Below are 26,074 nucleotides of genomic sequence, written 5' to 3'. Positions count from 1 at the left end.
CTGGAAGACAGCGACCGGACATGCCACGCTGGGTACATGTCCACCGTTCCGCGCACCCCCGACCAGCAGCTCACGCGTGCCGACGGCTCGCCCATCCGCGTGCTCGCCGTCGACGACGAGTCGAGCCTGACCGAGCTGTTGTCGATGGCGATGCGCTACGAGGGCTGGGATGTGACGACCGCCGGTTCCGGCAGCGATGCGGTCCGGCTGGCCCGCGAGGTACGCCCGGACGCCGTCGTGCTCGACATGATGTTGCCCGATTTCGACGGGTTGGAGGTGATGCGGCGGATCCGCGAGGACGAGCCGCGTACCCCGGTGATCTTCCTGACCGCCAAGGACGCCCTGACCGACCGGATCGGCGGGCTGACCGCCGGCGGCGACGACTATGTCACCAAGCCGTTCAGCCTGGAGGAGCTGATCGCGCGTCTGCGCGGTCTGCTCCGGCGGACCGGCGCGACGACCGCCAATCCCGACTCGGTGCTGGTCGTCGGTGATCTTCGCCTGGACGAGGACAGCCACGAGGTGACTCGTGGCGGCGACGAGATCCACCTGACCGCCACCGAGTTCGAGCTGCTGCGCTACCTGATGCGCAATCCGCGGCGCGTGCTGTCGAAGGCGCAGATCCTGGACCGCGTCTGGAACTACGACTTCGGCGGCCAGTCCAATGTCGTGGAGCTCTACATTTCCTATCTCCGCAAGAAGATCGACGCCGATCGGCCGGCCATGATCCACACGATGCGCGGAGCTGGATACGTACTGAAGCCGGCATGATCATCGCGCCGACCCCGGGACCAGACCAACCCCCACACCCATTCGCGCCCGGATCGATCGGGCGACGGCTGCTGGTCCGGGTGTTGATCATCGTCACCCTGGCCACCACCGGCGTTGCCGCACTGAGCATCGTGGTCACCCAGCAACTGCTGCTCGGCCAGCTCGACCAGCAGCTGATGACGCTGGCGCGTGAACGTTCGGTCGCGGCGGGATCGCCACGCGGCATCTCCGAGGACCAGAAGCTGCGCGGCCAGCCCATCGGCACCATCCTGGTCGAGCCCGGCCTGGACGGATCGGTCGTCGTCTCGCTGAACACCAAGATCAACGGCTCCAAACCCAGCAAGCAGGAGCAACTGGAGTTCGCCTATGACCTCAGCGCCCTCGCGCCCGACTCCCAGCCGCGGTCGGTCCGGCTGAGCATCGGCGACTACCGCGCGGTGGCCGTGTCGACGCCGGCGGGAACACTGATTGCCGCGCTGCCGCTGGACGAGATCAACGACACCGTCTTCCGCCTGATGGTGATCGGGATGGTGGCCAGCAGCCTGGCCATTCTCGCCTCGGCGCTCGCGGTGCGCGAGGTGATGTCGCGCAGCCTGCGCCCGCTGAACCGGCTCGCCGGCACCGCGCGGCAGGTGTCCACCCAGGAGCTCGCCCACGGCGAGGTCGACCTGACTGCGCGCGTTCCACCGGGCGATGCCGACCCCGCCACCGAGGTCGGCCAGGTGGGGCAGGCCTTCAACCGGATGCTGGACAACGTGTCCGGCGCCCTGGCGGCCCGGCAGGCCAGCGAGACGAAGGTACGCCAGTTCGTCGCGGATGCCTCCCACGAGCTGCGCAATCCACTTGCGGCGATCAAGGGGTACGCCGAGCTCACCCGACGCGACCGTGATCAACTGCCGCCGCACGCCCGACACGCGATGGACCGGATCGAGTCCGAGTCGGAGCGGATGTCCTCCCTGGTGGAGGATCTGCTGCTGTTGGCCCGACTGGATGCCGATCCCGCGCTGCAGCTCGGCCCGGTGGATGCGAGCGAGTTGTTGATCAATGCGGTGAGCGACGCGCGGATCGCGGGCACCGATCATCGCTGGAGCGTGGAGTTGCCGGACGAGCCCGTGCTGGTGCTCGGCGACAGGTTCCGGCTGCACCAGGTGGTGGCGAACCTGTTGGCGAATGCCCGGACCCACACCCCGGCCGGGACCTCGGTGGTGGCAAGTGTCGTGGCTCGCGGCGAATGGGCCGAGATCGCGGTCACCGACGACGGGCCGGGCATCCCCGACCAGATCCGCGACACCGCATTCGAGCGGTTCACCCGCGCCGATTCGAGCCGGTCCCGGACCGGCCAGGGCCAGAGCACCGGCCTCGGTCTGGCCATCGTCGCCGCGGTGATGGCCGCCCACGGCGGCGAGGCCAGGGTCGACAGCCGGCCGGGCCGGACTTCGATCCGGCTTCGGGTGCGGCTCGCCGAGGCCGCGCCGCGCGCGGAGGTTGGACGTCCCGGGTAGCCTCGTTCCGGTCGAACCCCACCCAACCGAAGGAGTCTGCATGGCCCGCCGCGCGCTTCGCCCCCGCAACCGGGCGAACGGCTGCGTCGGTATCGCGCTGGCGATCACCGGGATCGCCGTCGTGGTGATCATCGTGGCCGCGGTCGCGATCGGCACGGTGGTGTGGAATCGCAGTGTGGAGGCAAGCCTGCAACGCCCCGAGGTGGACGACAAGACGGTGTTCATCACCGCGATCGCACCGCTGGCTCGCGAGTCGATGGAGGCGACCGGCGTACCCGCGTCCGTGATCATGGGCCAGGCGATCCTGGAATCCGGTTGGGGCACGTCCGCGCTGTCCAACTGGTCCGGCAACTACTTCGGGATCAAGTGCGGATCCACCACCTCGCCCCGGCAGAACGGCTGCGTGTCCAAGGAGACCCAGGAGTTCTACGAGCCGGACAAGCCGACCACCGAGGTGGCCGAGTTCCGCAGCTATGCGACGGCGCGCGACTCCTTCCTCGATCATGGTGAGTTCCTGCGCGAGACCCCGCGCTATGCCGGAGCCTTCGACCACACCGACGATCCCGAGGAGTTCATCACCGAGGTTCGCGAGGCGGGCTATGCCACCGACCCGAAGTACTCGGAGATGGTCATCTCGCTGATGCGCGACCACGACCTCTTCCGATACGACAAGGGCGCCCCGAACGGTACGCCCGTGCCGGAGCGCTTCGCCGCGGCCTATCGCGAGACGGGCGGGCTGACCGGGCCGCTCGGCGCGCCTCTGGGCGCCGTCCAGGACGGACCGGTCGACCAGACGGCGATGATCATCTTCGATCGCGGTGTGATCATCGGCAGCGGCAAGGAGACCTACCCGCTGACCGGCCCGCTGTGGGAGCGCTATCGGCGCGATGCCGAGGTGCGTGAGCGACTGCGCGCACCGATCGAGGTCGGCACCGACGGCGACGAGCAGTTCGCGGAGTTCGAGGGAGGCCGATTGGCGTCGGTGGCCGGCGGTGAGGCCGAAGTCAGCTATCGCTGACTAGCATGCAGGGGTGACTACGCGCGAAGAAGTGGCCCGACTGGTCGATCACACCCTGCTCAAGCCGGAGGCGAACGCCGCCGACGTACAGGCGCTGGCCGACGAGGCCGGCCGACTCGGCACCTTTGCGATCTGCATCTCGCCCAACCTGCTCACCGGGGTCCGGCTCCCCGACGGCGTCTCCCTGGCCACCGTCTGCGGCTTTCCCTCGGGTAAGCACACCTCGGCGACGAAAGCGGCCGAGGCCGCCGAATCGGTCGCGGTCGGGGCCGACGAGGTGGACATGGTGATCGACATCGGCGCGCTCAAGGCCGGCGAGGTCGATGCCGTGCAGGCAGACATCCGGGCGGTCCGCGAGGCGATCCCCGGCGCGCTGTTGAAGGTGATCATCGAATCGGCGGCGCTGACCGATGACGAGATCGTCGCCGCCTGCCGGGCCGCCGAGGCGGCGGGCGCGGACTTCGTGAAGACCTCGACCGGCTTCCACCCGGCTGGTGGCGCGTCGGTCGAGGCGGTACGCCTGATGCGCGCCACCGTCGGCGATCGGCTCGGGGTGAAGGCGTCCGGCGGCATCCGGGACTACGACACCGCCGTCGCCATGATCGAGGCGGGCGCGAGCCGGCTGGGGCTGTCGGGCACCGCCGCCGTGCTGGACGGCGCGCCCGCCTGACGGCGTGCCGTGATCAACGCCTGACGGCGTGCCGTGATCAACGCCTGACGGCGTACCGTGATCAACTCGCGGCCGGCAGGGTCGCCCTGATCCGATCCGGCGTGTCGTCGTCACAGCCGTCGAAGAAGGTGCCGACGACGTCCTCCAGGTGATCGAGCGATTCGGCCGCGAACAGGACCGGCTGGTAGGCGGTGATGTCGTAGTTCAGAGTGCCCATCTGGGCCAGGTCGAGCGGCCTGATCTCCATGTGGGAGTACTCGTCCATCTCGCCGTAGCTGGACAAGATCCCGGCACCGTACGCCTTCAGGATGCCCGACTCCCACATCACGCCGAACTCCATGGTGAACCAGAAGACATCGGCGAGGAACTGGACGGTGTCGTCGCGCTCGGCGCGGGCGGTGGCCGCGCCGGCGGCCTGGGTGAGCTCGGCGAACCGCGGTGAGGCGAGCTGGTTGGCGTGCCCGATCACCTCGTGGATGACATCGGGCTCGGGGGTGTAGAGCGGCTCGGAGGGGTGCCGCAGGTACTGGGTGGAATGGAACATCCGCTGGGCGAGCGAGCCGTAGAACTCGCGCAGTTCGACCAGCCCCGGCGCCGCGACATAGCGGAATCCCGTCAGCGGTTCGAGCTGCGCGGTGACCTCGGAGAGCTGGGGCACGCGATCGGTCGGCAGCCCCAGGGCGGTCTTGGCGGCGAGGTATTCCGAATGGGCGTACCGCTCGTGTTTGGGGGCCAGCTCGCGGCTGACCGTCGCCCAGACGTCGTGCTCGGCCGGGGTATAGGTGATGTCGGGAACCGGCGTATCGGCGTCCCAGTCCACGGCCACGGCGGCGATCTCGTTGCGCCGGGCGCGATAGTCCGGGTCGCGGAAACCCGGATGGTTCTCGCCCAGGTGGACCTCGACGCCGTCCTCGCCGCGAGTGACCGGCGAATAGAGCTGCGCTTCCTCGAACATCTCTGCGTGACCTCCGTTGGCTGGCTTTCCCTCAGCAGACCAGACCCCGGCGTTACTGCCAAGATTGTCCAGGCCGGGTGCACAGATCGCGCACGTCTGCGCCGATCGATGCCCGGTCGGTACGCAGGTTGCTAGGACCGGGGTCAGGCGAACAGCTCGGCGACGGGGATCCGCACCTCGAAGGGGTTGCCGACCTCCAGCAGTTCGCGCTCACCGGCGCTGGCGGCCTCGGCGTACCCGTCGGCGGCGAGCTCCCACACGGTGACCGTGCGCGCCTCCGGATCGACCACCCAGTAGCTCGGCGAGCCGGCCTGCTGATAGCGCGCCCGCTTCAGGTTCAGGTCGATCAGCCTGGTGCTGGGCGACAGGATCTCGACGGCGAGCAGCGGCGCGGCCGGGAGGTCTCGCTCGGCGAAGTCGCGCCCCGTCGATGAGCTCGTAGCGGTGCCCGTCATCGGGCATCGCGTCGAGATCGGCCCGGGTCAGCTCCCGGCCCCGCGGCAGGGTGGTCACGGTCTCCATGGTGCCTCACTTCCACTCTCCCCGGGTTTCGGCGATCAGCCGAGGGGTAGCAGGTCCGTCCGGGCTCGCCCGTCGGGGTAGCGCGATTCGAGCACCACGTGTGGGCCGCCGGCGTCGACGATGTCGCGGATCTCCCGTTCGGCGGCGGGATCGCCCGGCACCGCCAGCTCCTGCCAGGTCGCGGGATCCGTGGCCGACCAGAGCCGGTAGGAACCGTCGGCCATGGCCGAGGCGGCGTACCAGCGCTCACCGATCCGGGCGACCCGCTCGACCCGGTCGCTCTCCCCGGGCAGCTCCACCTGCTTCCACGACTTGCCGTCCGATCCGGTCCAGAACACCGCCCGGCCGGGCTTGCCGTCCTGATCCAGCCCGCCCCCGGCGAGCAGCGTGCTGCCGTCGGAGGCGAGGGTGTACAGCGACACGCTGCTCGCCGACCGCAGGCCGTAACTGTGCTGGGCATAACGCTCGCCGTCGGTACTCACCCATGAGGCCATGGCGAGTCCGGGATCGGTGGCCATTCCCGCGACGGCGATCAACGCGTCGCCGTGGGCGGCCAGCCGCGGCGCGGAACGCCGATTCGGCGAGCGCAGATCAGTGACCTCCGGCTGATCGCGCCGCCCCTTCTCGCGCACCCGCAGGGGCCGCGCCTCGCGCCACGTCGCCAGGTCGGTCGAGGACATGATCATCGTCCGGTGATCATCTTCGGACAGGTCGGCGACCCCGGGCAGGTACCAGGTGCCTTCGTTCACCATGGGTACGCCGATCTCGCCCGTTGCCGGTACGTCGCCGCTGGGTTCGGGGTCGGCGATGGGGATCCGCTCGACCCGGCCACCGCGGACGACCCAGGCTCGCGGCAGGTCTCCCCCGCCGTCCTGGTCGGCGCCGCCCCCGATCACGGCTGTCCCGTCGGCATCCATCGCAAATCCGGCGATCCAGTCGTCGGGATCGTCGCTGATCATGATCGGTACGCCGGTCCGTCCGTCGGGCCCGCGCGACCAGAGCGCGATCGCGCCCTGGCTGTAGCCGAGGATGGCCAGGCCCCCGGGGCCTGCACGGACCGCGGTGACCGTCGGCCGGGGCGCAGCCGCCCGCGCGTGAGCGAGGTCTCCGCGCTCGAAGCTGACCCCGTCGCGCGAACGCAACAGCACCGGGCGATCCTGGGACCAGCCCGTGAGCAGCCAGCGATTCCCGGCGCGCGCCAGGCGCGGAGAGTCCAACTCGCCCTTCACCCCTGCGGCGTCGAGGCGGAGCTCCGGCGTACCCGCCCCGGACCGGAACAGCCGCTCGCTCCTGCGTTTGCGGTCGACCGTCGTCACGACCACGATGGCGGCGCCGCCGGAGTCGAGCAGCCAGCCCTGATCCATCGTCTGCTCGGGCAGTCGCGCATCGGCGCGCCGGTGCCAGCCCTCGCCGCCCTCGTCGGCCGAGCGCAGGTAGGCCCGGTAGGTCGCGCTGCGGCCGGAAGCGAACCAGCCGCCGCCGATTGCCAGGAAACCGCGTCCGTCCCAGGCGACGTCGTAGAGCCGCTGTGCGCCGCCCTGCTCGGCACCGGTGTCCGGCAGCTTCCGCGGGCGCCACGACTTGCCGCCGTCCGTGCTGGCCAGCGCGATCTCGCGCCAGCGCTCGCCGGTGTCGTCGTAGCCGACCAGGACGGCGGTGCCGGCGGGCGCGACGGCGATCGCGGACAACTCCCCGCGCTTGTCCTCGATCACCGTGCGCCAGGCGATGCCGTCGTCGGACAGCCACGCCCGCCGGTGCCACTCGTCGTCGACGAGTTGGCTGCCGACGGCGACGAACCGGTCGCCCACCAGCGCCACTTCGCGGATTTCCGCCGTGCGATCGATGCCCTCCGGCGCGGTGCCGGACCAGCTCGTGCCGTCCGGGCTGGTCAGCACCACCGGCGCACCGTCCCGCTCGCCGAGCGCCCACCAGCCGTCGGGGGTGCGGAGCAGGTTCGACGGACCGCCGACACGGGTCAGCTCCGGCGCGACGGTCGCCTCGGTGAACGTGGCGCCACCGTCGACCGAGAGGCGGTAGGTCGTAGCCGTCACACCGACCTCGCCCAGCGCCACCACCTGATCACCATCGGACTCGATCGCCGTGACCCATTCGTCGAGGGGCTGCGCCTCCCGGTCTGGCAGCGGCGGAAGCTCCAGCGGCGGCGGGCCGGGTGGCGGGTCCGGCGTCGGCGGGGACGTGCACCCCGCAAGCAGGAGCATGGCGACCATGATCGCGGCAGGTCCGGGCAGACCCGAGATCGACGAAGCATTCACCTGGGGGGCCTCTCGACGACTGGCTTCGGCTCGACGCTAGTGAGCGCGATCTTGCGAAACCACCGCCGGCCCGGAATCTGTGGACAACACCGTGCGGTTTCGGCACCTGGCGCAGATCCACCGGGCAAGCATGCGGCCGGACCAGGCGGAGCTGGTCGTACTCGATGCGCTGGCCAAGGCGGTGCTCGGGTGGGAGGGCCCTACCACTTCCATCGCGTGAGGTCGTAGCCCGGATCACCGCGGCAGCGGCCCATCAGGCGCCCTGGAAGGTGCCGGGCGGCACACCGAGCTGTCGGCCCGCGAGGCGCGGGCGACGTGCGCACTTTGTGGTCAGTCGGGGCGCCGGAGTGACCACAAAGTGATCATCGCGCCGGGCCGCTCGCCACGGCCATTCGCAGCGGATCCCGCGAGGCCGAGTTGGTCGCGCCGGATGGTACGCCACAGTCGGCTCAGTACGTCGACCCAACCGACACGCCAACCTGGAACTGCGGACCGATCGTGAACGGTGCACCGGGGCCGTCCGCGACTACCCGGAGCGGGTAGGTGTAGACCTCGACCAAGACGCCACCATCCGCTTCCCACCAGCGACTCTGGCCACCGTCCGGTGACCTCCGGAACGCACCCGGCGGCGACGAGAACCGGTCCGTCAGCCACGCCGCCACCCGCGCGAAGGCGTCAGCCAGATCACCATCGGACGGCAGGGACGCAATCCAGCCAACTCCAACCGGCAAGCCATCCTCCGAACCCGGGAGCGGATCAATCTCAAGATCAAGCTCTATCCCGAGAACAGCTGCGGGTTCTGCGGGGTCGTGCCGGGCCATCTGGGCTATCCGGGTGGCTGCAGTGAAGGGCGGGTCAAAAATCGCCGCAAGCACAAGGATGGTCTGATCCACAATTGATTCCCTCAACAGGCCATCCAATCACTGACGCTCTTGGCGGAACATGGAACCAAGCTGCTCGGCTTCGAATCAATCGGCCCCGTGCCGGAAGATGATCACCAACACCCGCAGGCCGAGGACGAAGGCGACGAAGAGGACGGCGTACCCGAGCAGGGGCAGCGCACCGATCCCGGGTGCGAGAGCCGGTCCGCCCGGAGTGGTGATCAACACCACCGACGCGATGGTCAGCGCGGCGGCGAGGATCCCCAGCACCAGTTGGTGCACCAGGCCGGTCAGGAACCGCCGGTCCTCGGGTTGGGCGAGGACGCTCACCCGGGCAGTGAAGCGGCCATCGGCCAGTTGTTCGGTGATCTTGTCCACCCGGCGCGGCAGCCGTTGCAGCGCCGGCAGCATCCCCAGCAACTGCTGCTCCAGGGTCTCCCGCACCGCGGCCGGGCCGCCGAGCTCCCCGGTCAGCGCCGGAGCCTGGGCCCGGGCGGCGGTGATCATCTCGAATCCGGGGTCGATCAGCCGGAGCGTACCCTCCAGGGTCATCAGCGCCCGAAAGGCAGCGGCGATCTGGGTGGGCACCCGGTAACGGTGGCGCCGGAGCAGGGCGAACAGGTCGGCGAACAGCCCGTCCACCGAACCGGCACCCAGCCGCGCGATGGTCTCGCCCAGGTCGCGCTCCAGGGCGCGCTCGTCCAGGCCGGGTGGCCGGCCGAGCAGGTCGATCAGGGTGTCGGTCGCGCCGATCGCATCGCCGCGCTCGACCGCCGCCAGCAGCATCGCCAGCGCCTGTCGGCTGCCCCGATCCAGCCGGCCGACCGAGCCGAAGTCCAGGAGCCCGGCGGTTCCGTCGGGCGACAACACGATGTTGCCGGGATGCAGATCGGCGTGGAAGGTGCCCTCGACCAGCACCTGGCGCAGCACCTCGTGCAGCAGGGCCGAGGCCAGCTCGGCCCGGCGCTGCGGGCTCCACTTCGCGAGCTGTTCGCGCGCCGCGCCGATCGGTACGCCGTCGATCCGGTCCATCACCAGGACCGCGCCGCCGGACAGCTCCGGGTGCACGCGCGGGATGCGGATCACCGAATCCGACGGCAGCTTCGCCCGGATGGCGGTCATGTTCGCCTGTTCGATCCGGTAGTCGAGCTCCTCGTTCAACGAGCGGGCGAACCCGTCTCCGAGCGCACGCACGCCGAGCTCGCGGCCCCATGTCGTGTTGCGTTCCAGCCAGCCGGTCAACTGGTGCAGCACCTCGAGATCGTTCTCCACCTGCCGGCGGGCCGCCGGCCGCTGGATCTTGATCACCACCTCGCGCCCGTCGGTCAGCCGCGCCGCATGCACCTGGGCGACCGAGGCGGCCGCCAGCGGCTCGGGCTCGATGGAGGCGAACGCCGCCTCGGCAGCCGAACCGTCCGGCCCACCGATGGAGGCGGTCAGCACCTCCCGGACCCGCGGCCACGGCTCCGGCGCCACCCGCGCCTGCAGCACCGACAGGGCACCGGCGAAGTCCGGCCCGATCAGATCGGGCCGGGTGGAGGCGAGCTGGCCGACCTTGACGAAGGTCACGCCGGCCTGCTCGAGGCTGCGGGTCAGGGCCGCGGCCACCCGCGAGGCGGGCTGGTCGGGCGTACGGCCGCGCAGGAACCCGCCGAGGCCGTTGCGCACCGCGATCGCGCCGAGCTGGCGCATCCTTCCGGCGGTACGCCAGCGCTGCCGCCAGCCGCGCAGGGCCTCGAGCGGGCCCAGCACCGAGCCGGTCGGCACCACGACCTCGGAGACGACCAGGAACGCGATTCCGATCCCGAACATCCAGGCCAGCGCCAGGACCATCGTGACCACGGCAACGCCCGGCTCCACCCGGGGACCGTCGTAGTCGAAGACCCCCGTGGTCGGGCCGAGCCAGGTGATCACCGGGGCGACCGCGGCGAGCAGGATCAGCGCCATCAGCACCGTCCGGCCCCAGCCGATCCGGGAGCCGAGCACGCGGCGTGACAGCCCGGCGACCAACCAGGCCGCCAGCAGCCAGGTGATCAGCGCGAAGATCCCGGCGACGATGTTCTCCAGCACGCCCTCAAGCTAGCGGCCGGGGCCCCGGCACCGGCATCCGGAAGCCCCCGGACTCAGGACCCCCCGAGCCCCTTGCTCTGCAGATAGTCCGCGGCGACCTGATCCGGATTGAGGTGATCATTGTCGACCTGCGCATTCAGCGCCTGCAGGTCCTCGGTGGTCAACTGCTGCTGCACCTTGTTGACCGCAGTGATCGCCGCATCGTCGGTGAAGTCGGCGCGGGTCAGCGGCACCACATTCTGCGGCAGGATCAGCCCCGCCGGATCCTCAAGCACGACGTAGTTGTTGTCGGCGATGGCGGAGTCGGTGCTGAAGAAGTCGGCCACCTGCACCTTGCCGTCATTCATGTCCTTGACCTTGACCGCCAGCGCGTCATAGGCGCGGAACTCGCCGAACTTCGCGTCATAGACGTCCTCCAGCCCCTTCGGGCCGTACGGCCGGTCGGCCAACTCGCCCGGGCCGCCGAGGACCCAGCGGTCGGACTTTCCGGCCAGATCGGCGAGCGAGCGCACCCCCGACTCCTGCGCGGTCTGCTGGGTGACCACGTAGACGTCCTGGTTGGCCGCCTTGGACTGGTCGAGCACCTTCAGGCTCTGCTCCTCGGCGACCTTCGGCAGGTCGCGGTCGACATCCTCGCGGTCCTTCGCACCGCTCTCGGGATCGAGATATTCGAGCAGATTGCCCGTGTACTCCGGCACCATCGACACCGACCCGTCGCGCAGCGCGCCGATGTAGATCTCGCGGCTGCCGATATTGGTCCGCGTCGACGCGTTCACCCCCGCGCCGCGCATCGCCCCGGCGTAGAGCTCGGCGATGATCGCCGATTCGGTGAAGTTGGCCGAGCCGACGACGACCTCGCCGCCCGCCGGAGCCTCGCCGGCGGTCGGATCGGCCATCGGGTTGGAGTTGGCGCCGCACGCGGCGAGCGTCAGGGCGGCCGCGCCGGCCACGCCCGCCAGCAGCGCGCGGCGGGGGCCGGTCAGGAACTTTCGGAGAATGCGCATCGGTTCGCCTTCCGTGAGTTGTCGGTGACGACCTTAACGGGCGGCACCGACACCGCGGTCACCCGGCGCGGGCCCGCGACTCATCAGGCGCGTGCCCCGCGATTCATCACGCGCGTGCCCCGCCATTCATCAGGCACGTGCCCCGCGATTCATCAGGCGCGGGCCCCGCGATTCATCAGGCGCGTGCCCCGCGACGGGTACGCCGTCGCGCGAGCGCGCCCGCGCCACCGAGCAGGGCCTCCAGGATGATCGCCAGCGCCGCGACCAGGACGGCGCCCGCGAAGACCTCCGGATACCCGTTCGGCCCCTGCCGCTGGCCGTCGACCACGAGCCGGCCGAGCCCGCCCGAGGCCGCGAGCGCGGCCACCGTCGCGGTCGCGACCACCTGCAGGGCCGCGGACCGGAAGCCGGAGATGATCAGCGGCGTGGCGAGCGGCAGCTCGACACCGGTGATCACCTGGCGATCGGTCATCCCCATCGCGTGGGCGGCGGTCACGGCGCCGCGGTCGGCCCCGCGTACCCCCGCCGCGGTCGCGGTCAGGATCGGCGGGATCGCCAGCACGGCGAGCGCGGCGACGATCGCCCACAGCTCGCGGCCGAAGATCGTCACGATCAGCACCAGCAGGCCCAGAGTGGGGATCGCCCGCGCGGCATTGCTCAGCCCGGCGACGACGAAGTCGCCGCGGCCCGTGTGACCGATGGCGATGCCTGCAGGCACGGCGATCAGGCCCGCCACCAGCAGCGCGAGGAAGGTGTAGACGAGGTGCTGGGCCAACAGATCGCCGATGCCGCCGGCACCTGACCAATTCGCCGGATCGGTGAGATAGGACCACAGGCTCATGCCGCACCCCCGCGCCGACCGGTCACCGCGAGCCAGGGCAGGCTGATCCGCTGGATGGCAAGGATCGTCAGATCGGCCAGCAGCGCCAGGATCAGGATCAACACGATGCCGACGATGATCGGGGTCAGGAAGCCCTCCCGGAAGCCCTGGTCGAAGTACTGGCCGAGGGCCCCCATGCCGATCACCGCGCCGACCGTGACAAGTGCGATATTGGACACGGTGACCACCCGGAGCCCGGCGAAGATCACCGGCATGGCGAGCGGAAGCTCGACGCCGAAGACCCGCCGCGCCCGGCCGTAGCCCATCGCGACCGAGGCATTGCGGACCGCCGGCGGGACGGAACGGAACCCGTCGACGACACTGCGCAGCAGCAGCGCCAGCGAATAGACCGTCAACGCGACGACGACATTGATCGGATCCAGGATGCGAGTGCCGAGGAACAGCGGCATCACCACGAACAGCGCGACCGAGGGGATGGCATAGACCAGCCCGGCGATGGTGATGATCACCGAGGCGAAGCGGCCGGTCCGGCTGACCAGATAGCCGAGCGGGATGGCGATCAACAGCGCCACCACGACCGGGATGATCGACAGCGCCAGGTGTTCGACCAGCCGCGCACCGATCTGATCCAGGTTGCGAGCGATCCAGGCGACGTTCATGATCAACTGTCCTTGATCAACGCACGCTGGCGGTCGGCGGCCGCGACGATCGCGTCGACGCCCACCATCCCGACGGCCCGGCCACCCTCATCGAGCGCGTAGGCACGCCCGTCGGTGGACAACAGCGTCTCGTCCAGGGCGACCCGGGCGGAACCGCTCAGCGGAAAGGTACGCGCACCCTCCGGCGGCGGGCCGTCCGCCGGGGTGAGGTCGAGCTCGCCGGCCGGCAGGAAGGTCAGCGCCCGGTAACCGCGATCCTTGCCCACAAAGGCATCCACGAACGGGTTCGCGGGCTCGGTGAGGATCTGCGCCGGCGTACCCTGCTGGGCCACGTGTCCGGGCCGCTGCATCACCACCACCTCGTCCCCCAGGGTGATCGCCTCGTCGATGTCGTGGGTGATCAACACGATAGTCTTGCCGAGATCGGTGTTCAGCCGCTTCACCATCTGCTGCAGATCGCCGCGAACCAGCGGGTCGACCGCCGAGAACGGCTCGTCCATCAACAGCAGCACCGGGTCGGCGGCGAGCGCGCGGGCCACCCCGACACGCTGCTGCTGTCCGCCGGACAGTTGCGCGGGGTAGCGCTTGGCGAGCGCCGGATCAAGATCGACCAGCTCCATCAGTTCGCCGGTCCGGGCGCTGATCCTGCGCGCATCCCAGCCGATCAGCCGCGGGACCGTACCGATGTTCTCCGCGACCGTCTTGTGCGGGAACAGGCCGCCGCTCTGGATCACATAGCCCATCTGCCGCCGCAGGCGGGTGACCAGCACGTCGGCGATGTCGGTGCCGTCCCAGCGAATGCTCCCCGAGCTCGGGTCGAGCATCCGGTTGATCATCCGCAGGGTCGTGGTCTTGCCGCAACCGGATGGTCCGACGATCACGGTGGTGCCGTCGGAGGGGATGGTCAGGTCGAGATCCTCGACGGCGGTGGTGCCATCGGGGAAGGCCTTGGTCACGGAGTCGAACTCGATCACGGGTACGCCTCTCGCGGCCCGCCGATCGGGCCGACAACTCGCTGGGCTGCCGATTCAACCACTTGCGGGCGGCGATGCCGGGAGGCCCCCGCCGAACGGGTATGTTACCGACCAGTAAGGGATGCCTTTGGCGGCACTGGGTGCCAATACCCCTAAAGTATCCCTGCCGATCAATGCCGAAGGGAGCCGGACGTGACCATCGTGGCCATCGTGCTCGCGCTGTTGTTCACCGTCGTGGGCGTGGCCCTGTTCGTCCGTGGGGTGGCCCGCATCGTCGAGGTGGTCAAGCTCGGCCAGCCCACCCTCGGCCGCAGCAACAATCCGACCCAACGCTGGGCGACGATGTTCGCCGAGACCCTGCTGCACACCCGGATGCTGCAGTGGCGCGCCGTGGGCATCGCGCACTGGATCGTCTTCTTCGGCTTCATCATCTTGTTCACAACGCTGGTCGCGGCGTACGTCCAGTTGTTCATCCCCTCCTTCGCACTGCCGATCATCGGGCACTTCCCGCCGTATGAGTGGGTGATCGAGCTGCTCGCCTGGGCGACCGTGTTCGCGATCGCGTACCTGATGATCCTGCGCCTGTTCCGGCAGCCGCCCGGCCGCGCCAGCCGGTTCTTCGGGTCCCGGCGCTGGATGGCGGTCTTCGTCGAGTGCGTCATCCTCGCCGTCGCGGTCTGCATCCTGACGCTGCGCGCGCTGGAGTTCCAGTTGCTGCGCCACGAGGATCCGGCGCTGGCCAGCCCGCTGCACTTCCCGTTGACGTTCTTCCTGATCCCCGGCGAGCTGTCCGAGCAGGCGGCGGCCACCGGCGTCGTCTGGGTCGCCGCGGTGAAGATCGTCATCTCGATGATCTGGTTCTGCGTGATCGGGCTGAACCTGACGATGGGCGTCGCCTGGCACCGGTTCGGCGCGTGGCCGAACATCTGGTTCCGTCGCTACCCCGACGGCAAGCCGGCGCTCGGCGCGCTGCAGCCGATCAACGTCGGGGGCAAGCCGCTGGACTTCGAGCAGATCGAGGACCTGGACGAGGACGCCGCGATCGGCGTCGGCAAGGTCGAGGACTTCACCTGGAAGGACCTGCTCGACTTCACCTCCTGCACCGAGTGTGGCCGTTGCCAGAGCCAGTGCCCCGCATGGAACACCGAGAAGCCGCTGTCGCCGAAGCTGCTGATCATGGGGCTGCGCGAGCACACGTATGAGAAGGCCCCCTGGCTGCAGGCGGCCGAGGACCAGCGCGACGCCCTGCCCGATGGTGCCAAGATCGCGGGCGAGCGGGCGCTGGTCGGCGCGAACCCGTCGGGCGCGCTGACCGCCGCCCAGACGGCCCACGCCGGACCGATCCAGGCCGGCGAGGACGGCGCGGTCGGCGTCATCGACCCGGACGTGTTGTGGTCGTGCACGACCTGCGGCGCCTGCGTGCAGCAGTGCCCGGTCGACATCGAGCACATCGACCACATCGTCGACATGCGGCGCAACCAGGTGCTGATGGAGTCGGACTTCCCGAGCGAGCTGAACCAGCTCTACAAGGGGCTGGAGTCCAAGGGCAATCCGTGGAACATGAACGCCCGCAAGCGGATGGAGTGGGCGAAGGGGCTCGAGTTCGACGTGCCGGTCGTCGGCGAGGACGTCGAGGACCTGACCGACGTCGAGTACCTGTTCTGGGTCGGCTGCGCCGGGGCGTACGAGGATCGCGCGATCAAGACCACCCAGGCGGTCGCCGAACTGCTGCACACGGCCGGGGTGAAGTACGCCGTGCTCGGCAACGGGGAGACCTGCACCGGCGACCCGGCGCGCCGCTCGGGCAACGAGTTCGTCTTCCAGCAGCTCGCGATGGAGAACGCGGAGACCCTGAAGGAGGCCAAGGCGTCCAAGGTCGTCACCACCTGCGCGCACTGCCTGAACACGCTGAAGAACGAGTACCCCCAGGTCGGCGTCGAGCTGGAGGTCGTGCATCACTCCCAGTTGCTGAATCGCTTGGTCCGCGACGGAAAGCTGACCCCGGTCGCGCCGACCGAGGGGTCCGTGGCCGGTCGTTCGATCACCTATCACGACCCGTGCTACATCGGCCGGCACAACGGGATCTATGACCCGCCGCGCGATCTGCTGCAGGGCATTCCCGGCACGACGTTCACCGAGATGCCGCGCCACGGCAAGACCTCGTTCTGCTGTGGCGCCGGCGGCGCGCGGATGTGGATGGAGGAGAAGATCGGTACGCGGGTGAACCTCAACCGCACCGACGAGGCGCTCGCCACCCTGGGCGTGATGGACAACGGGCCGACGGGCGCCGTCGCCAATGCCGAGCCGGCCGAGCAGCCGGAGGGCGTGGACCGCGCGGACGAGCCGACCGGGCCGGTGAAGCCGGCCGGCCGCGGCGCCATCGCCACCGGGTGCCCGTTCTGCCGGGTGATGTTGTCCGACGGCCTGACCGCCAAGCAGGCCGACGGCGTCGGCGAGGACATCGAGGTGCTGGATGTGGCGCAACTGCTGCTGGAGTCCGTGAAGCGGGGCTGAGCGGGCGGGCCCACCGCCAAGATTCTGCAAGACGCGGGACATGTTCCGCGGATTGCAGAATCCAGCGGAGGCCGCGGGCGCCGCTCTGGGTACGCCGGCGGGTGCCCACCGCGCCAGCGACCCGGGCCCACGCCATAACCCTGACGAGTGGTCGAAATTGGCGGTCCTGCGTACCGCGACCCCGCCACAACCCTGGCCAGTGGTCACAAACGGCGGCCCCGGCGCGCCAACCCCGCCACAACCCCGACCAGTGGTCACAAACGGCGGCCCCCGGCGCGCCAACCCCGCCACAACCCTGACGAGTGGTCGAAATTGGCGGTCCTGCGTACCGCGACCCCACCACAACCCTGGCCAGTGGTCGAAATTGGCGGTCCTGCGTACCGCGACCCCGCCACAACCCCGACGAGTGGTCACAAACGGCGGCCCCCGGCGCGCCAACCCCGCCACAACCCCGACCAGTGGTCACAATCGGCGGCCCGCGGCGATCAGATCGACCAGCCCGAGCCGCAGCTCAGGCGTCCCCGGTGATCGCCTCGGCCTGGATCCCCTCGTCCTCGGCGCGCGCGGGTTCGGCGGCGCGGGTGTCCGCTGGCGCGCGCCAGACCAGCATGGCCGCGGCGGCGAGACCGACCAGCGCCACCACGGCCGGCAGCCACATGCTCTGCGCCATCGCGGCGGAGAACGGGGCCACGATCCCGGGAGGCACGACGCCGCCGGTCTCGCGCGCGGCGCCCTCGGCCCCCGGACCGAGATTGGCGGTGATCCGCGAGGAGAGGTACGCCGCCATCGCCGCGCTGCCCAGCACGGCCCCGATCTGGCGCATCGTGTTGTACACGCCGGAGCCGGCACCCGCCATCCGGGGCGGCAGATTGCGGGTCGCCGAGACCGACAGCGGGCCCCAGATCCCGGCGCTGGCCAGGCCGACCATCGCCGACGGGACCAGCAGCCACCACACGGAGATGTCGGAGCGGATCAGCAGCGCGTACCCGGCCAGGCCCAGCGCGAGCAGACCGAAACCCGCCACCGCGAAGTTGCGCGGATTGCGACGGTTGATCACCGAGCCGACGATCGGCGCGAGCACCGCGGAGATCACCGCGATCGGGATCATCAGCAGCGCCGACTGCGTCGGGGTGAGCCCGCGCCCGGACTGCGCGTACAACATCAGCGGGAAGCCCTGCGAGGTGACGATGAAGCCCATCGCGCAGATCGCGATCCCGGCGGCAGTGAAGTTTCGATCGGCGAAGATCGACAACGGCACCAGCGGTTCGGCCACCCGCCGCTGCCAGAACACGAACGCGGCCATGACCACCAGGCCGGTGATGATCAGCGACCAGACCGACACCGGTCCGGCGATCACGCCCCAGTCGTAGGACTGGCCCTCCTCGATCCCGAACACCAGGCAGAACATGCCCACCCCCGACAACAGCACGCCGATCCAGTCGAAGCGATGGCTGTGGGTCTCCAGCCGCGGCACGAAGCGCCAGGCCGCGGCGAAGGCGATCACGCCGACCGGCAGATTGACGAAGAAGATCCACTCCCAGCCGAGCGTGTCGATCAACACCCCACCGAGCAGCGGGCCCGTCAGCACCGCCACCCCGGCCACCGAACCCCACAGCCCCATCGCCGGACCGCGCCGGTCGGGCGGAAACGTCCTGGTGATCACCGCCATCGTCTGCGGAGTCAGCAACGAGGCACCGAGCCCCTGCACCACCCGCGCGAAGATCAACACCTCGATACTCGGCGCGAGCCCGCAGGCCAGCGAGGCGAGGGTGAACAGACTGAGGCCGATCAGATAGACCCGGCGCGGACCGAACCGGTCCCCCAGCCGGCCCGAGACCAGCAGCGGCACGGCGTAGGCGAGCAGGTACGCGCTGGTCACCCAGATCGCCCCGGAGACGTCGGCATCCAGCCCGGCCATGATCGCCGGCATCCCCACGGTGACGATCGTGGTGTCGACCAGGATCATGAAGAAGCCGATCACCATCGCCCACAGGGCCGGCCAACCCGATCGTTCCTCGGTCATCAGTTCCTCGCTTCAGTCTGGTGGGCGGGCTCCGGGTTGGCCAGCCGGGGCGGCACGTCGGGGTGCAGCGGCGTAGCGGCGCGCTCGTAGTCACAGCTCGCCGCGAGCCCCGACGGCGTCCGATCGGTCCAGTCGAGCTCTCCCGCCGCGATCCGATCGGCGAGTGCGGCGCACCAGTCGCGCTCGGCGGTGTGCATCACACGGATGTAGTGGTTGTCGAGCCAGAGCCGCTCCGGCAGGCCGGCCCGCCGCATCCAGGCGTCCCCGGCATCGTGATAGTCGAGCTCGGCCTCCAGCACGCCGACCCGGGCCCGGAGCAGCGCCACGGCCTCGTCGGCGGGCAGGTTGTGTAGCTCGCCGACCGCGACCGGAAACGCCGGGTACTCATAGACCGGCGTGCTGATCATGGTTCGCAGTTGGGCGGCCAATCGCTCCCGCCCGGCCGGCGTGATCTTGTAGGTGGTTCGCTCCGGACGGCCGCCGTCGCGATCCGTGCCGACCTCGGCGAGCAGGCCGCCGGCGACCATTCGGTTGATCGCGTGGTAGAGCGACCCGGGCCGCAGCTTGACGTTGCGGTCCTCCCGCCGCGTCAGCATCGTCTGGTAGACGTCATAGGCGTGCCGCGGCCGCTCGGCGAAGATCGACAACGCCGCCAGCGCCAGTGGCGTCAACTCCCGTTCGGACACCGTGCCCGCCTCTCCGTCGCGTCCTCCACGCCGTCTATTCCACACGGAATATTAGGGCCGGAACAGCGCCGCACACAAGGCGTACCCCGCCTTCCGATTTCGGTACGCTCTCCCGCATGCTGCTCTCGGACCGCGACATCGCCGCGGGACGCTCCGCCGGACGGCTCGGCGTCGATCCCTGGGACGACGCGATGCTCCAGCCCTCCAGCGTCGACGTCCGCCTCGACCGCTACTTCCGGGTCTTCGAGAACCATCGCTATCCCCACATCGATCCCGCCGAGGAGCAACCCGAGCTGACCCGGCAGGTCGCCCCTGCCGCCGGCGAGCCGTTCATCCTGCATCCGGGTGAGTTCGCACTGGCGGCCACCTATGAGCGGGTCACCCTGGCCAATGACGTTGCCGCGCGCTTGGAGGGGAAGTCCTCCCTGGGCCGGCTCGGCCTGCTCACCCACTCCACGGCGGGCTTCATCGATCCCGGCTTCGACGGCCACGTCACGCTCGAGCTGTCCAATGTCGCGAACCTGCCGATCAAGCTGTGGCCCGGCATGAAGATCGGCCAGCTCTGCTTCTTCGGGCTCAGCTCGCCGGCCGAGCATCCCTACGGGTCACAGCGCTACGCCTCGCGCTACCAGGGCCAGCGCGGACCGACGGCCAGCCGCTCGCACCGCAACTTTCACCTCACGGACATCCCCGACGCACCCGCATGACCCCCGCGCACAGCAACGACGAACTGACGGAGGCCACCCGGCGCAAGATGGACCGGCTGCGGCTGACGCTGCGCCTGTCCGCGCTCCTGTTCGTGCTCATCGGGCTGGCCTGCGCGGCGCTCTCGCTGCCCAACGGCATCAGCGAGTTGAACCGCGCCGGCAGCCAGTCGGTCTGGGTGCCGGTCGACGGTCGGGTCTCGGGCTATGTCGCCCGGCCGGAGAGCTTCCCGTTCCAGCCGGCGCCGATCCCGGTACGGCGCCCGTTGATCGACTACGAGGCGGGTGGCCAGAAGCGCTCCTACCTGCACCCGCGGGCGACGGATCTCGACTATCCGGTCGGCGCCACGGTTCGGTTGCGGGTGGACCCCGACGACCCGGCCCAGGTCACCTACGACCGCGGCCGGGCGAGCTGGCTGGCGCCGCTCGCGCTCGGCACCCTGCCGCTGATCTTCGGCCTCACCCTCGGGGCGGTGATGTGGCGCCGCTCGGGCGACCCGACGTTCCTGCGTACCGCCGTGCACCCCGAGACCGAGGACTGATCGCGCCGCTCAGATCGGGGCGGCGATCTCGATCGTCACCCCGTCGCCGAGGTCGAGCACGCTGCCCGGGTCGACCGTGACCGGCTGCCCCGGCAGCAGCCGCCGCCGGTCCGCACCGTTACCGGGGGCGATCAGGATCGTCCCGTTCGTCGACTGCAGATCGGTCACCGTGACATCCCAGCCCTCCGGGGTCACCTGGACGTGGCTGCGGCTGATGTCCTGGCTCGGGCTGCGCACCGTGAGCAGGTGCGCGGCACGGTCGCCGACCTTGGCCGCGGACGGAGCCCGGCCGATGACCACCGGCTGATCCAGTTGTACGCCGTCCCCGGTCGAGGCGCGCACCACCGCCAGCACCGGGGCGCTGATCAACTGCGGCTGCTGTCGTTCGATCGGCGCGCGGCACCACCGGCAGTACTGCAGGTCCGGCGGATTGGGGTGGCCCCGGGTACAGAACACCCCGAGCACCATCTCCCCGACCGCCTCCGGGTCGGGCTCGGGGTCCGGCTCGACCGAGGGCACCGCCGTCAGGGTCTCGGTACGCTGCGGCGCCGGCTCGTCGGCGCCACCGCCCACGGATCCCTGGAAGCGCGCGACGGACAGGTGATCACCGGCCGCCCGGGTGGGCCCGGGTGCCGTCGGCGATGGGGCCACCGCGCCGGTGGCGGCGCCGGCGGCGGCGCCGGGGGCGGGACCGCCCAGGCTGGGGCCGATCACCGTCTCGGGCAGGTCGCCGTCCCAGCCGCGCGCGGGCCGCGGCTCGGTCGGGCCGCTGTCGGAGCCGTCCACCTCCGGCGCGGTGGAGCCGTTGGGCTCGCTCTCCGGCTGTGGGTACGGCGCGGACGACTCCGGCTCCGGCGTTGTCGTCGGCTCCTTGCGTACGTCCGTGTAGGGCGCCGGAGCGCCCGACGCCGCCAGACCGGCACCGCCGGCCGCGGTTGCCGCCGCGGCCGGGACGGCGGCCGCGGGCGGGACGATCGGCGCCGCGGGCTCGGCGGGCTCGGGCTCCGCAGGCGCGGGCTCGGGCTCGGCAGGTGCGGGCGCGGGCTCGGCCGCCTCGGGTGCGGCCGGCGTGGGCTCGGCCGGCGTGGGCTCGGCGGGAGCGGGCTCGGGGGCGGCCCGTTCGGGTGCCGGTGCGGCGGCCGCGGCGGGATTCACCTGGGGGCTCAGCACGAGTGCGTCGGCGGAGGCGTCCAGCGTCAGGGCGCCGGCGCGTACCGCGCCGACCACCAGGGGCAGGGCGGCGCCATCGGGCGTACCCTCCCCGAACTCGACGCGCACGCCGGTGACGTCGCCGAGACCGGTCTCGGACCAGGTCCGGACCCGGTCGGCCGCCTGCGTGATCGGCGTACCGTCGGCATCGCGGACGCGGACATCGCCGCGCAGCAGGGTACGCAGCTCGCCGTCGGCCCAGAAGAACACCGCCAGCCCGGGCGCCGCGTCGGCGCCCAGCCGCGCCAGCTCGCCGACCAGCTCATCGATCGAGACCGCGGACAGCACCGCATCCCACAGCGCCGCAGGGTCGGCGTCGCCGGGAGCCAGCGCCACCAGCGACGCGGGCCCGGACAGCACGACCCAGTCGCCGGGCAGATAACCGGCCCGCCAGCTTCCGACGGCAGATCCGGTAGCGGCTTGGTTCGTCATCAGGCGTCCACCCTCTTCTTGTTCGCATCGACGTCCACGACCATGATCGAGACATTGTCCTGCGCCTTGGCGGCCAGGGCCAGCCGGAGCAGCTCGTCGACCACCTGTCGGGGCGACGCCCGGCGGGTCGCGACCTCCTGCAGTTGCGCAAAGCTGGCGCTGGTCAACAGCCCGTCCGAGCACAGCAGCAGCCGCTCCCCGGCGACCATCGGCACGGTCCAGTGATCGGGGCGGTAACTCTCGGCGGCGCCGACCGCGCGGGTCACGACGTGCCGCTCCGGATGGGATTCGGCCTCGGCCGGGGTGATCACCCCGGCATCGATGAGCTCCTGTACCCGCGAGTGATCGACGGTGACCTGCTGCAGCTCGCCGCCGTCCGGCTCGACCCGGTAGATCCGGGTGTCGCCGATGTTGAACAACGCCCACTGCGGCCCGTCGGGCGCATCGATCGCGACCGCGCCGCAGACCGTCGAACCGGACTGCCGCCCCCCGTTCAGGGCCTGCAGCCGCCGGACCCGCTCGTGCGCGGCGTCCAGGGTGGCCGCCACGTCGCGGGGCGTGATGGTGCGCTGCAGCGCCAGCAGCGCGAACTCCTCGACGACGAGCGAACTGGCCATCGCGCCCGCGGTCGCCCCGCCGATCCCGTCCGCCACCACGAAGCAGGGGTCCTTGGCGAGGATGTTGTCCTCGTTCACCTCGCGCACGGCGCCGGCATGGGTCACCGCGGATTGTTCGAGCCGAAACACGGACCTCACAATAGGGCCATCGGGGCCCCGGGGGTCAGGCCCGGCGGGCATCGGCCGGGCTGGTGCAAGATGGCGGCCGTGGACCCCGTCGACGCGCTGATCATGGACGAGGCGGGCCCGGCCGGGCGTACCCTCGCGATCGATGCGCCCGCATTGCCGGCCGACCGGTACCGCGCGGACCGGGCGGGGACGCCGGGCGCGGGCCTGCTGACGCGGGCCGATCTGGTCGGCATCGACACCGTGCTGCTGCGGCTGCCCCGGGCGCTGTCGGCGCTGGACGAGCTGGCCGAGCGGATCGCGGCCTGGGGCGAGCCGGGGGTGCGGGTGGTCGCCGGCGGGCGGGTGAAGCACATGACGCATGGCATGAACGAGGTGCTGGCGCGACACTTCGGCGAGGTCCGGGCCAGCCGCGGGCGACAGAAGGCCCGGGTCCTGCACGCCTCCGATCCGCACCGACCGGCCGCGCTGAGCTGGCCGCGGTCGCGCCGCGACGACGATCTCGATCTGACGGTGGTGGCGCACGGCGCGACCTTCGGCACCAACCGCCTGGACGCGGGTACGCGGCTGCTGGCCGGCGCGCTGGAACTGGCACCCGGCGAGGGACGGCCGGCGGTCGACCTGGGGTGCGGTTCGGGCATTCTCGCGGCGCTGCTCGCGCGCCGGGGGTACGCCGTGACCGGGCTCGACGTCTCGGCCGCCGCGTGCGCCTCGACGGCCGCGACCGCGGCGGCCAACCGGTTCGCCGTGCGGGTGCTGCATGCCGATGCCGCCGACGGGCTGCGGGTGGGGCAGGCGGCCGTGATCGTCTGCAACCCGCCGTTCCACGTCGGCGCGGCGAAGGACTCCTCGCCGGCCTTCGCGATGTTCGATGCGGCCGGCGCGGGGCTCGCGCCGGGCGGGGAGTTCTGGTGCGTGTTCAACTCCCATCTGCCCTATCTGCCCGCGCTGCGCCGCGCGATCGGGCCGACCGGGATCGTGGCCCGCGACCGGGCCTACACCGTGACCCGCAGCGTCCGTGCATAGCTCACCTGCGCGCCCGAGCGGGCGGCGCGGGGCGCTAGCGTTTGCCGCGTGCTCGTCTCCGCGGCCTCGCCCCGACCGATCCCGGCGCCGCCCGGGGCCACGACCGTGGATCTGGCCGGCCTGCACGGCTGGTGGGCCTGGGGCGCGGCCGCGCCGCCGGACGGGGCCGACACCTGCACGATCGACGGGCCGCTCGCCGACCTCGGCCCCGGCCTGGTGGTGCTGGACGTCGACTCGACGCTGATCACCGCCGAGCAGATCGAGCTGCTCGCCGAGCACGCGGGCACCCGCGAGCGGGTCGCGGCGATCACCGAGCGGGCGATGCGCGGCGAGTTGGACTTCGCGGCGAGCCTCGCCGAGCGGGTGGCCACGCTGGCCGGCGTACCCGCGAGCGCGCTCGCCGAGGTCGGCGCGAGGATCGAGCTCTCCCCCGGGGCCGCAGACCTCGTCGCCGCGGTCCGGCGCAGCGGCGGGCAGGTCGGCCTGGTGTCCGGCGGCTTCGCCGAGATCGTCGAGCCGCTCGCGGCCGGTCTGGGCATCGAACTCGTCCGCGCCAACCGACTGGAGACCCGCGACGGCGCGCTGACCGGCCGCACCACCGGCCCGGTGATCGACCGGCCGGCCAAGGCGCGTCACCTGCGCGAGTACGCGGCGGCGCTCGGCGTACCGCTCGAACGCACCGTCGCGATCGGTGACGGCGCCAACGATCTGGACATGCTGCACGCGGCGGCGCTCGGGATCGCCTATTGCGCCAAGCCGGTCGTGGCCGCCGCCGCCGACGCCGCGATCACCTTTCCGCGGCTGGACGCGGCCCGGATCTTCCTCGGCCTGGACTGACCACGCGCCGAGAAGCGCCACCCCGCGCACGGCCCTGGCCTACCCTCGCGGCCATGGCGTACGGCTTCAACACCCGCGCACTCCGCGTCCCCCACGATCCGCTGACCGGGTCGGTGGTGCCCCCGATCCACCAGACGAGCACCTACGTCCAGGACGCCGTCGGCACGCTGCGCGGCGGCTATGAGTACTCCCGCGTCGCCAATCCGACCCGCACCGCGCTGCAGGACCAGCTCGCCTCGCTCGAGGGGGCGGCGCACGCCTACGCCTTTCCCAGCGGGCTGTCGGCGACGGACGTGCTGCTCCGCGCGGTGGTACGCCCGGGCGGGCGCGTGCTGCTGCCCGACGACGTCTACGGAGGCACCTACCGGCTGCTGGACAAGGTCCATGCCGGCACCGGCATCGGCTACGCGGTCGTCAACCAGCGCGATCTCGACGCGGTCGCCGCGGCCGTCGCGCAGGCGCCGGCCGGCTCGGCGCTGTGGCTGGAGACGCCGACGAATCCGATGATGCGGGTCGCCGACATCGCGGCCATCGCCGAGCTGGCCGCGGGCCACGGGGTCGCCGTGCTGGTGGACTCGACGATGGCCTCGCCGTATCTGCAGCAGCCGCTCGCGCTCGGCGCGACCGCGGTGCTGCACTCCTCCACCAAGTACCTGGCCGGGCATTCCGATGTGCTGGGCGGCGTGGTGGCGACCAATGACGATGCGCTGGCCGAGCAGCTCGGCTTCCTCGCCAATGCCGTCGGCGCGGCGCCCGGCCCGATGGATGCCTGGCTGATCTCGCGCGGGGTGAAGACCCTCGGCGTGCGGATGGACCGGCACTGCGCGAACGCCCGCGCGGTGGCGCAGATGCTGCTCGACCATCCGCGCGTGGAACGGGTCCACTATCTCGGGCTGCCCGATGACCCCGGCCACGAGCTGGCCGCCCGGCAGATGCGCGATTTCGGCGGGATGGTGTCGTTCCGGCCAGCCGGCGGCGCCCAGGCGGCGGCCAATGTGGCGAAGTCGACCGAGTTGTTCACGCTCGCCGAGTCGCTCGGCGGGGTCGAGTCGCTGCTCTGCGTACCCGCCCAGATGACCCACGCGTCGGCCCAGGGCACCGAGCTGGCGCCGCCGGACGACCTCGTCCGGCTGTCGGTCGGGATCGAGGACGCCGACGACCTGCTCGCCGATCTGGATCGCGCGCTGGGCTGAGAGCCGGTACGCCCGCGCGCGGGCG

The 26,074-nt window shown here is 71.1% G+C and carries 23 protein-coding genes; 10 read left to right on the top strand and 13 right to left on the bottom strand.

Going from position 1 to position 26,074, the window contains the following annotated elements:
* Positions 1–36 precede the first annotated feature (36 nt).
* The 4 genes from ACXDC7_RS04270 to deoC are packed head-to-tail and all read left to right on the top strand — an operon-like array spanning position 37 to position 3,961.
* Positions 37–771 (top strand): response regulator transcription factor, encoded by a 735-nt coding sequence (locus ACXDC7_RS04270; protein ID WP_179444667.1) that lies wholly within the window; start codon positions 37–39, stop codon positions 769–771.
* The gene (locus ACXDC7_RS04265; protein ID WP_459221320.1) at positions 768–2,273 is read left to right on the top strand and encodes a sensor histidine kinase; all 1,506 of its coding nucleotides are present in this window, start codon (positions 768–770) and stop codon (positions 2,271–2,273) included. Before ACXDC7_RS04270 ends, ACXDC7_RS04265 begins: the two co-directional genes overlap by 4 nt.
* A gap of 40 nt (positions 2,274–2,313) precedes the next feature.
* On the top strand, positions 2,314–3,291 hold the full coding sequence (locus ACXDC7_RS04260) for a glucosaminidase domain-containing protein (protein WP_459221319.1): 978 nt from the start codon (positions 2,314–2,316) through the stop codon (positions 3,289–3,291).
* A 13-nt stretch (positions 3,292–3,304) separates the two neighbouring features.
* Positions 3,305–3,961 (top strand): deoxyribose-phosphate aldolase, encoded by a 657-nt coding sequence (gene deoC / locus ACXDC7_RS04255; RefSeq protein ID WP_459221318.1) that lies wholly within the window; start codon positions 3,305–3,307, stop codon positions 3,959–3,961.
* Between the two features lie 61 nt (positions 3,962–4,022).
* Here deoC and ACXDC7_RS04250 read toward each other — a convergent pair whose 3' ends face one another.
* From ACXDC7_RS04250 to ACXDC7_RS04210, 9 genes are all read right to left on the bottom strand, one after another.
* Positions 4,023–4,916 carry a phenylalanine 4-monooxygenase gene (locus ACXDC7_RS04250; RefSeq protein WP_459221317.1) on the bottom strand — a complete coding sequence of 298 codons (894 nt, stop codon included), beginning with the start codon at positions 4,914–4,916 and terminating at the stop codon, positions 4,023–4,025.
* A 143-nt stretch (positions 4,917–5,059) separates the two neighbouring features.
* Positions 5,060–5,371: a Uma2 family endonuclease gene (locus ACXDC7_RS04245; protein WP_459221316.1), complete on the bottom strand. Its 312-nt coding sequence runs from the start codon at positions 5,369–5,371 to the stop codon at positions 5,060–5,062.
* Positions 5,372–5,473: 102 nt separating this feature from the next.
* Entirely contained in the window at positions 5,474–7,711 is a 2,238-nt protein-coding gene (locus tag ACXDC7_RS04240) for a hypothetical protein (RefSeq protein WP_459221315.1), read from the bottom strand.
* A gap of 449 nt (positions 7,712–8,160) precedes the next feature.
* Entirely contained in the window at positions 8,161–8,604 is a 444-nt protein-coding gene (locus ACXDC7_RS04235) for a hypothetical protein (protein ID WP_459221314.1), read from the bottom strand.
* A gap of 75 nt (positions 8,605–8,679) precedes the next feature.
* Positions 8,680–10,662 (bottom strand): ABC1 kinase family protein, encoded by a 1,983-nt coding sequence (locus tag ACXDC7_RS04230; protein ID WP_459221313.1) that lies wholly within the window; start codon positions 10,660–10,662, stop codon positions 8,680–8,682.
* Between the two features lie 53 nt (positions 10,663–10,715).
* Complete coding sequence (locus tag ACXDC7_RS04225; RefSeq protein ID WP_459221312.1) at positions 10,716–11,666, bottom strand: ABC transporter substrate-binding protein; 951 nt, start codon at positions 11,664–11,666, stop codon at positions 10,716–10,718.
* 175 nt (positions 11,667–11,841) lie between these two features.
* Positions 11,842–12,507, bottom strand: coding sequence for an ABC transporter permease (locus tag ACXDC7_RS04220; RefSeq protein WP_459221311.1), 666 nt, complete (start codon positions 12,505–12,507; stop codon positions 11,842–11,844).
* Positions 12,504–13,166: an ABC transporter permease gene (locus ACXDC7_RS04215; RefSeq protein WP_179444676.1), complete on the bottom strand. Its 663-nt coding sequence runs from the start codon at positions 13,164–13,166 to the stop codon at positions 12,504–12,506. Before ACXDC7_RS04215 ends, ACXDC7_RS04220 begins: the two co-directional genes overlap by 4 nt.
* A gap of 2 nt (positions 13,167–13,168) precedes the next feature.
* Positions 13,169–14,140, bottom strand: a complete 972-nt coding sequence (locus ACXDC7_RS04210; RefSeq protein WP_459221310.1) for an ABC transporter ATP-binding protein — start codon at positions 14,138–14,140, stop codon at positions 13,169–13,171.
* Positions 14,141–14,332: 192 nt separating this feature from the next.
* Between ACXDC7_RS04210 and ACXDC7_RS04205 the strand changes: the two genes are divergently transcribed.
* Positions 14,333–16,654 carry a heterodisulfide reductase-related iron-sulfur binding cluster gene (locus ACXDC7_RS04205; protein ID WP_459221309.1) on the top strand — a complete coding sequence of 774 codons (2,322 nt, stop codon included), beginning with the start codon at positions 14,333–14,335 and terminating at the stop codon, positions 16,652–16,654.
* Between the two features lie 511 nt (positions 16,655–17,165).
* Here ACXDC7_RS04205 and ACXDC7_RS04200 read toward each other — a convergent pair.
* Both ACXDC7_RS04200 and ACXDC7_RS04195 read right to left on the bottom strand, forming a co-directional pair.
* Entirely contained in the window at positions 17,166–18,677 is a 1,512-nt protein-coding gene (locus ACXDC7_RS04200; RefSeq protein ID WP_459221308.1) for a DHA2 family efflux MFS transporter permease subunit, read from the bottom strand.
* Positions 18,677–19,363, bottom strand: a complete 687-nt coding sequence (locus ACXDC7_RS04195) for a PadR family transcriptional regulator (RefSeq protein ID WP_459221307.1) — start codon at positions 19,361–19,363, stop codon at positions 18,677–18,679. The genes ACXDC7_RS04200 and ACXDC7_RS04195 overlap by 1 nt, the downstream gene beginning before the upstream one ends.
* Before the next feature lie 116 nt (positions 19,364–19,479).
* Here ACXDC7_RS04195 and dcd point away from each other — a divergent pair, with 116 nt between their 5' ends.
* Both dcd and ACXDC7_RS04185 read left to right on the top strand, forming a co-directional pair.
* Positions 19,480–20,070: a dCTP deaminase gene (dcd, locus tag ACXDC7_RS04190; protein WP_179444681.1), complete on the top strand. Its 591-nt coding sequence runs from the start codon at positions 19,480–19,482 to the stop codon at positions 20,068–20,070.
* Positions 20,067–20,609, top strand: coding sequence for a DUF3592 domain-containing protein (locus ACXDC7_RS04185; RefSeq protein ID WP_179444682.1), 543 nt, complete (start codon positions 20,067–20,069; stop codon positions 20,607–20,609). Before dcd ends, ACXDC7_RS04185 begins: the two co-directional genes overlap by 4 nt.
* A 9-nt stretch (positions 20,610–20,618) precedes the next feature.
* Here the strand turns inward: ACXDC7_RS04185 and ACXDC7_RS04180 are convergent, their stop codons facing one another.
* Together ACXDC7_RS04180 and ACXDC7_RS04175 are read right to left on the bottom strand one after the other, a co-directional pair.
* Positions 20,619–22,250 (bottom strand): FHA domain-containing protein, encoded by a 1,632-nt coding sequence (locus tag ACXDC7_RS04180; protein ID WP_459221306.1) that lies wholly within the window; start codon positions 22,248–22,250, stop codon positions 20,619–20,621.
* The gene (locus tag ACXDC7_RS04175; protein ID WP_459221305.1) at positions 22,250–22,972 is read right to left on the bottom strand and encodes a PP2C family protein-serine/threonine phosphatase; all 723 of its coding nucleotides are present in this window, start codon (positions 22,970–22,972) and stop codon (positions 22,250–22,252) included. Before ACXDC7_RS04175 ends, ACXDC7_RS04180 begins: the two co-directional genes overlap by 1 nt.
* Positions 22,973–23,074: 102 nt before the next feature.
* Between ACXDC7_RS04175 and ACXDC7_RS04170 the strand changes: the two genes are divergently transcribed.
* The 3 genes from ACXDC7_RS04170 to ACXDC7_RS04160 are packed head-to-tail and all read left to right on the top strand — an operon-like array spanning position 23,075 to position 26,049.
* Entirely contained in the window at positions 23,075–24,019 is a 945-nt protein-coding gene (locus tag ACXDC7_RS04170) for a class I SAM-dependent methyltransferase (RefSeq protein WP_459221304.1), read from the top strand.
* Positions 24,020–24,067: 48 nt separating this feature from the next.
* Positions 24,068–24,856, top strand: a complete 789-nt coding sequence (serB, locus tag ACXDC7_RS04165) for a phosphoserine phosphatase SerB (RefSeq protein ID WP_459221303.1) — start codon at positions 24,068–24,070, stop codon at positions 24,854–24,856.
* Between the two features lie 53 nt (positions 24,857–24,909).
* Complete coding sequence (locus tag ACXDC7_RS04160) at positions 24,910–26,049, top strand: cystathionine gamma-synthase (protein WP_459221302.1); 1,140 nt, start codon at positions 24,910–24,912, stop codon at positions 26,047–26,049.
* Positions 26,050–26,074: the final 25 nt, after the last annotated feature.

The sequence above is a fragment of the Naumannella huperziae genome (assembly GCF_054073625.1).
Note: the sequence above shows the minus strand (reverse complement) of the source record. Positions and strands in the feature narration are given on the sequence as shown.

Coding starts and splice junctions, on each gene's coding strand:
- ACXDC7_RS04220 (WP_459221311.1), bottom strand. CDS start 12,507: ATGAGCCTGTGGTCCTATCTCACCGATCCGGCGAATTGGTCAGGTGCC.
- ACXDC7_RS04250 (WP_459221317.1), bottom strand. CDS start 4,916: ATGTTCGAGGAAGCGCAGCTCTATTCGCCGGTCACTCGCGGCGAGGAC.
- ACXDC7_RS04215 (WP_179444676.1), bottom strand. CDS start 13,166: ATGAACGTCGCCTGGATCGCTCGCAACCTGGATCAGATCGGTGCGCGG.
- ACXDC7_RS04270 (WP_179444667.1), top strand. CDS start 37: ATGTCCACCGTTCCGCGCACCCCCGACCAGCAGCTCACGCGTGCCGAC.
- ACXDC7_RS04200 (WP_459221308.1), bottom strand. CDS start 18,677: ATGACCGAGGAACGATCGGGTTGGCCGGCCCTGTGGGCGATGGTGATC.
- ACXDC7_RS04160 (WP_459221302.1), top strand. CDS start 24,910: ATGGCGTACGGCTTCAACACCCGCGCACTCCGCGTCCCCCACGATCCG.
- dcd (WP_179444681.1), top strand. CDS start 19,480: ATGCTGCTCTCGGACCGCGACATCGCCGCGGGACGCTCCGCCGGACGG.
- ACXDC7_RS04225 (WP_459221312.1), bottom strand. CDS start 11,666: ATGCGCATTCTCCGAAAGTTCCTGACCGGCCCCCGCCGCGCGCTGCTG.
- ACXDC7_RS04185 (WP_179444682.1), top strand. CDS start 20,067: ATGACCCCCGCGCACAGCAACGACGAACTGACGGAGGCCACCCGGCGC.
- ACXDC7_RS04260 (WP_459221319.1), top strand. CDS start 2,314: ATGGCCCGCCGCGCGCTTCGCCCCCGCAACCGGGCGAACGGCTGCGTC.
- ACXDC7_RS04265 (WP_459221320.1), top strand. CDS start 768: ATGATCATCGCGCCGACCCCGGGACCAGACCAACCCCCACACCCATTC.
- ACXDC7_RS04245 (WP_459221316.1), bottom strand. CDS start 5,371: ATGACGGGCACCGCTACGAGCTCATCGACGGGGCGCGACTTCGCCGAG.
- ACXDC7_RS04180 (WP_459221306.1), bottom strand. CDS start 22,250: ATGACGAACCAAGCCGCTACCGGATCTGCCGTCGGAAGCTGGCGGGCC.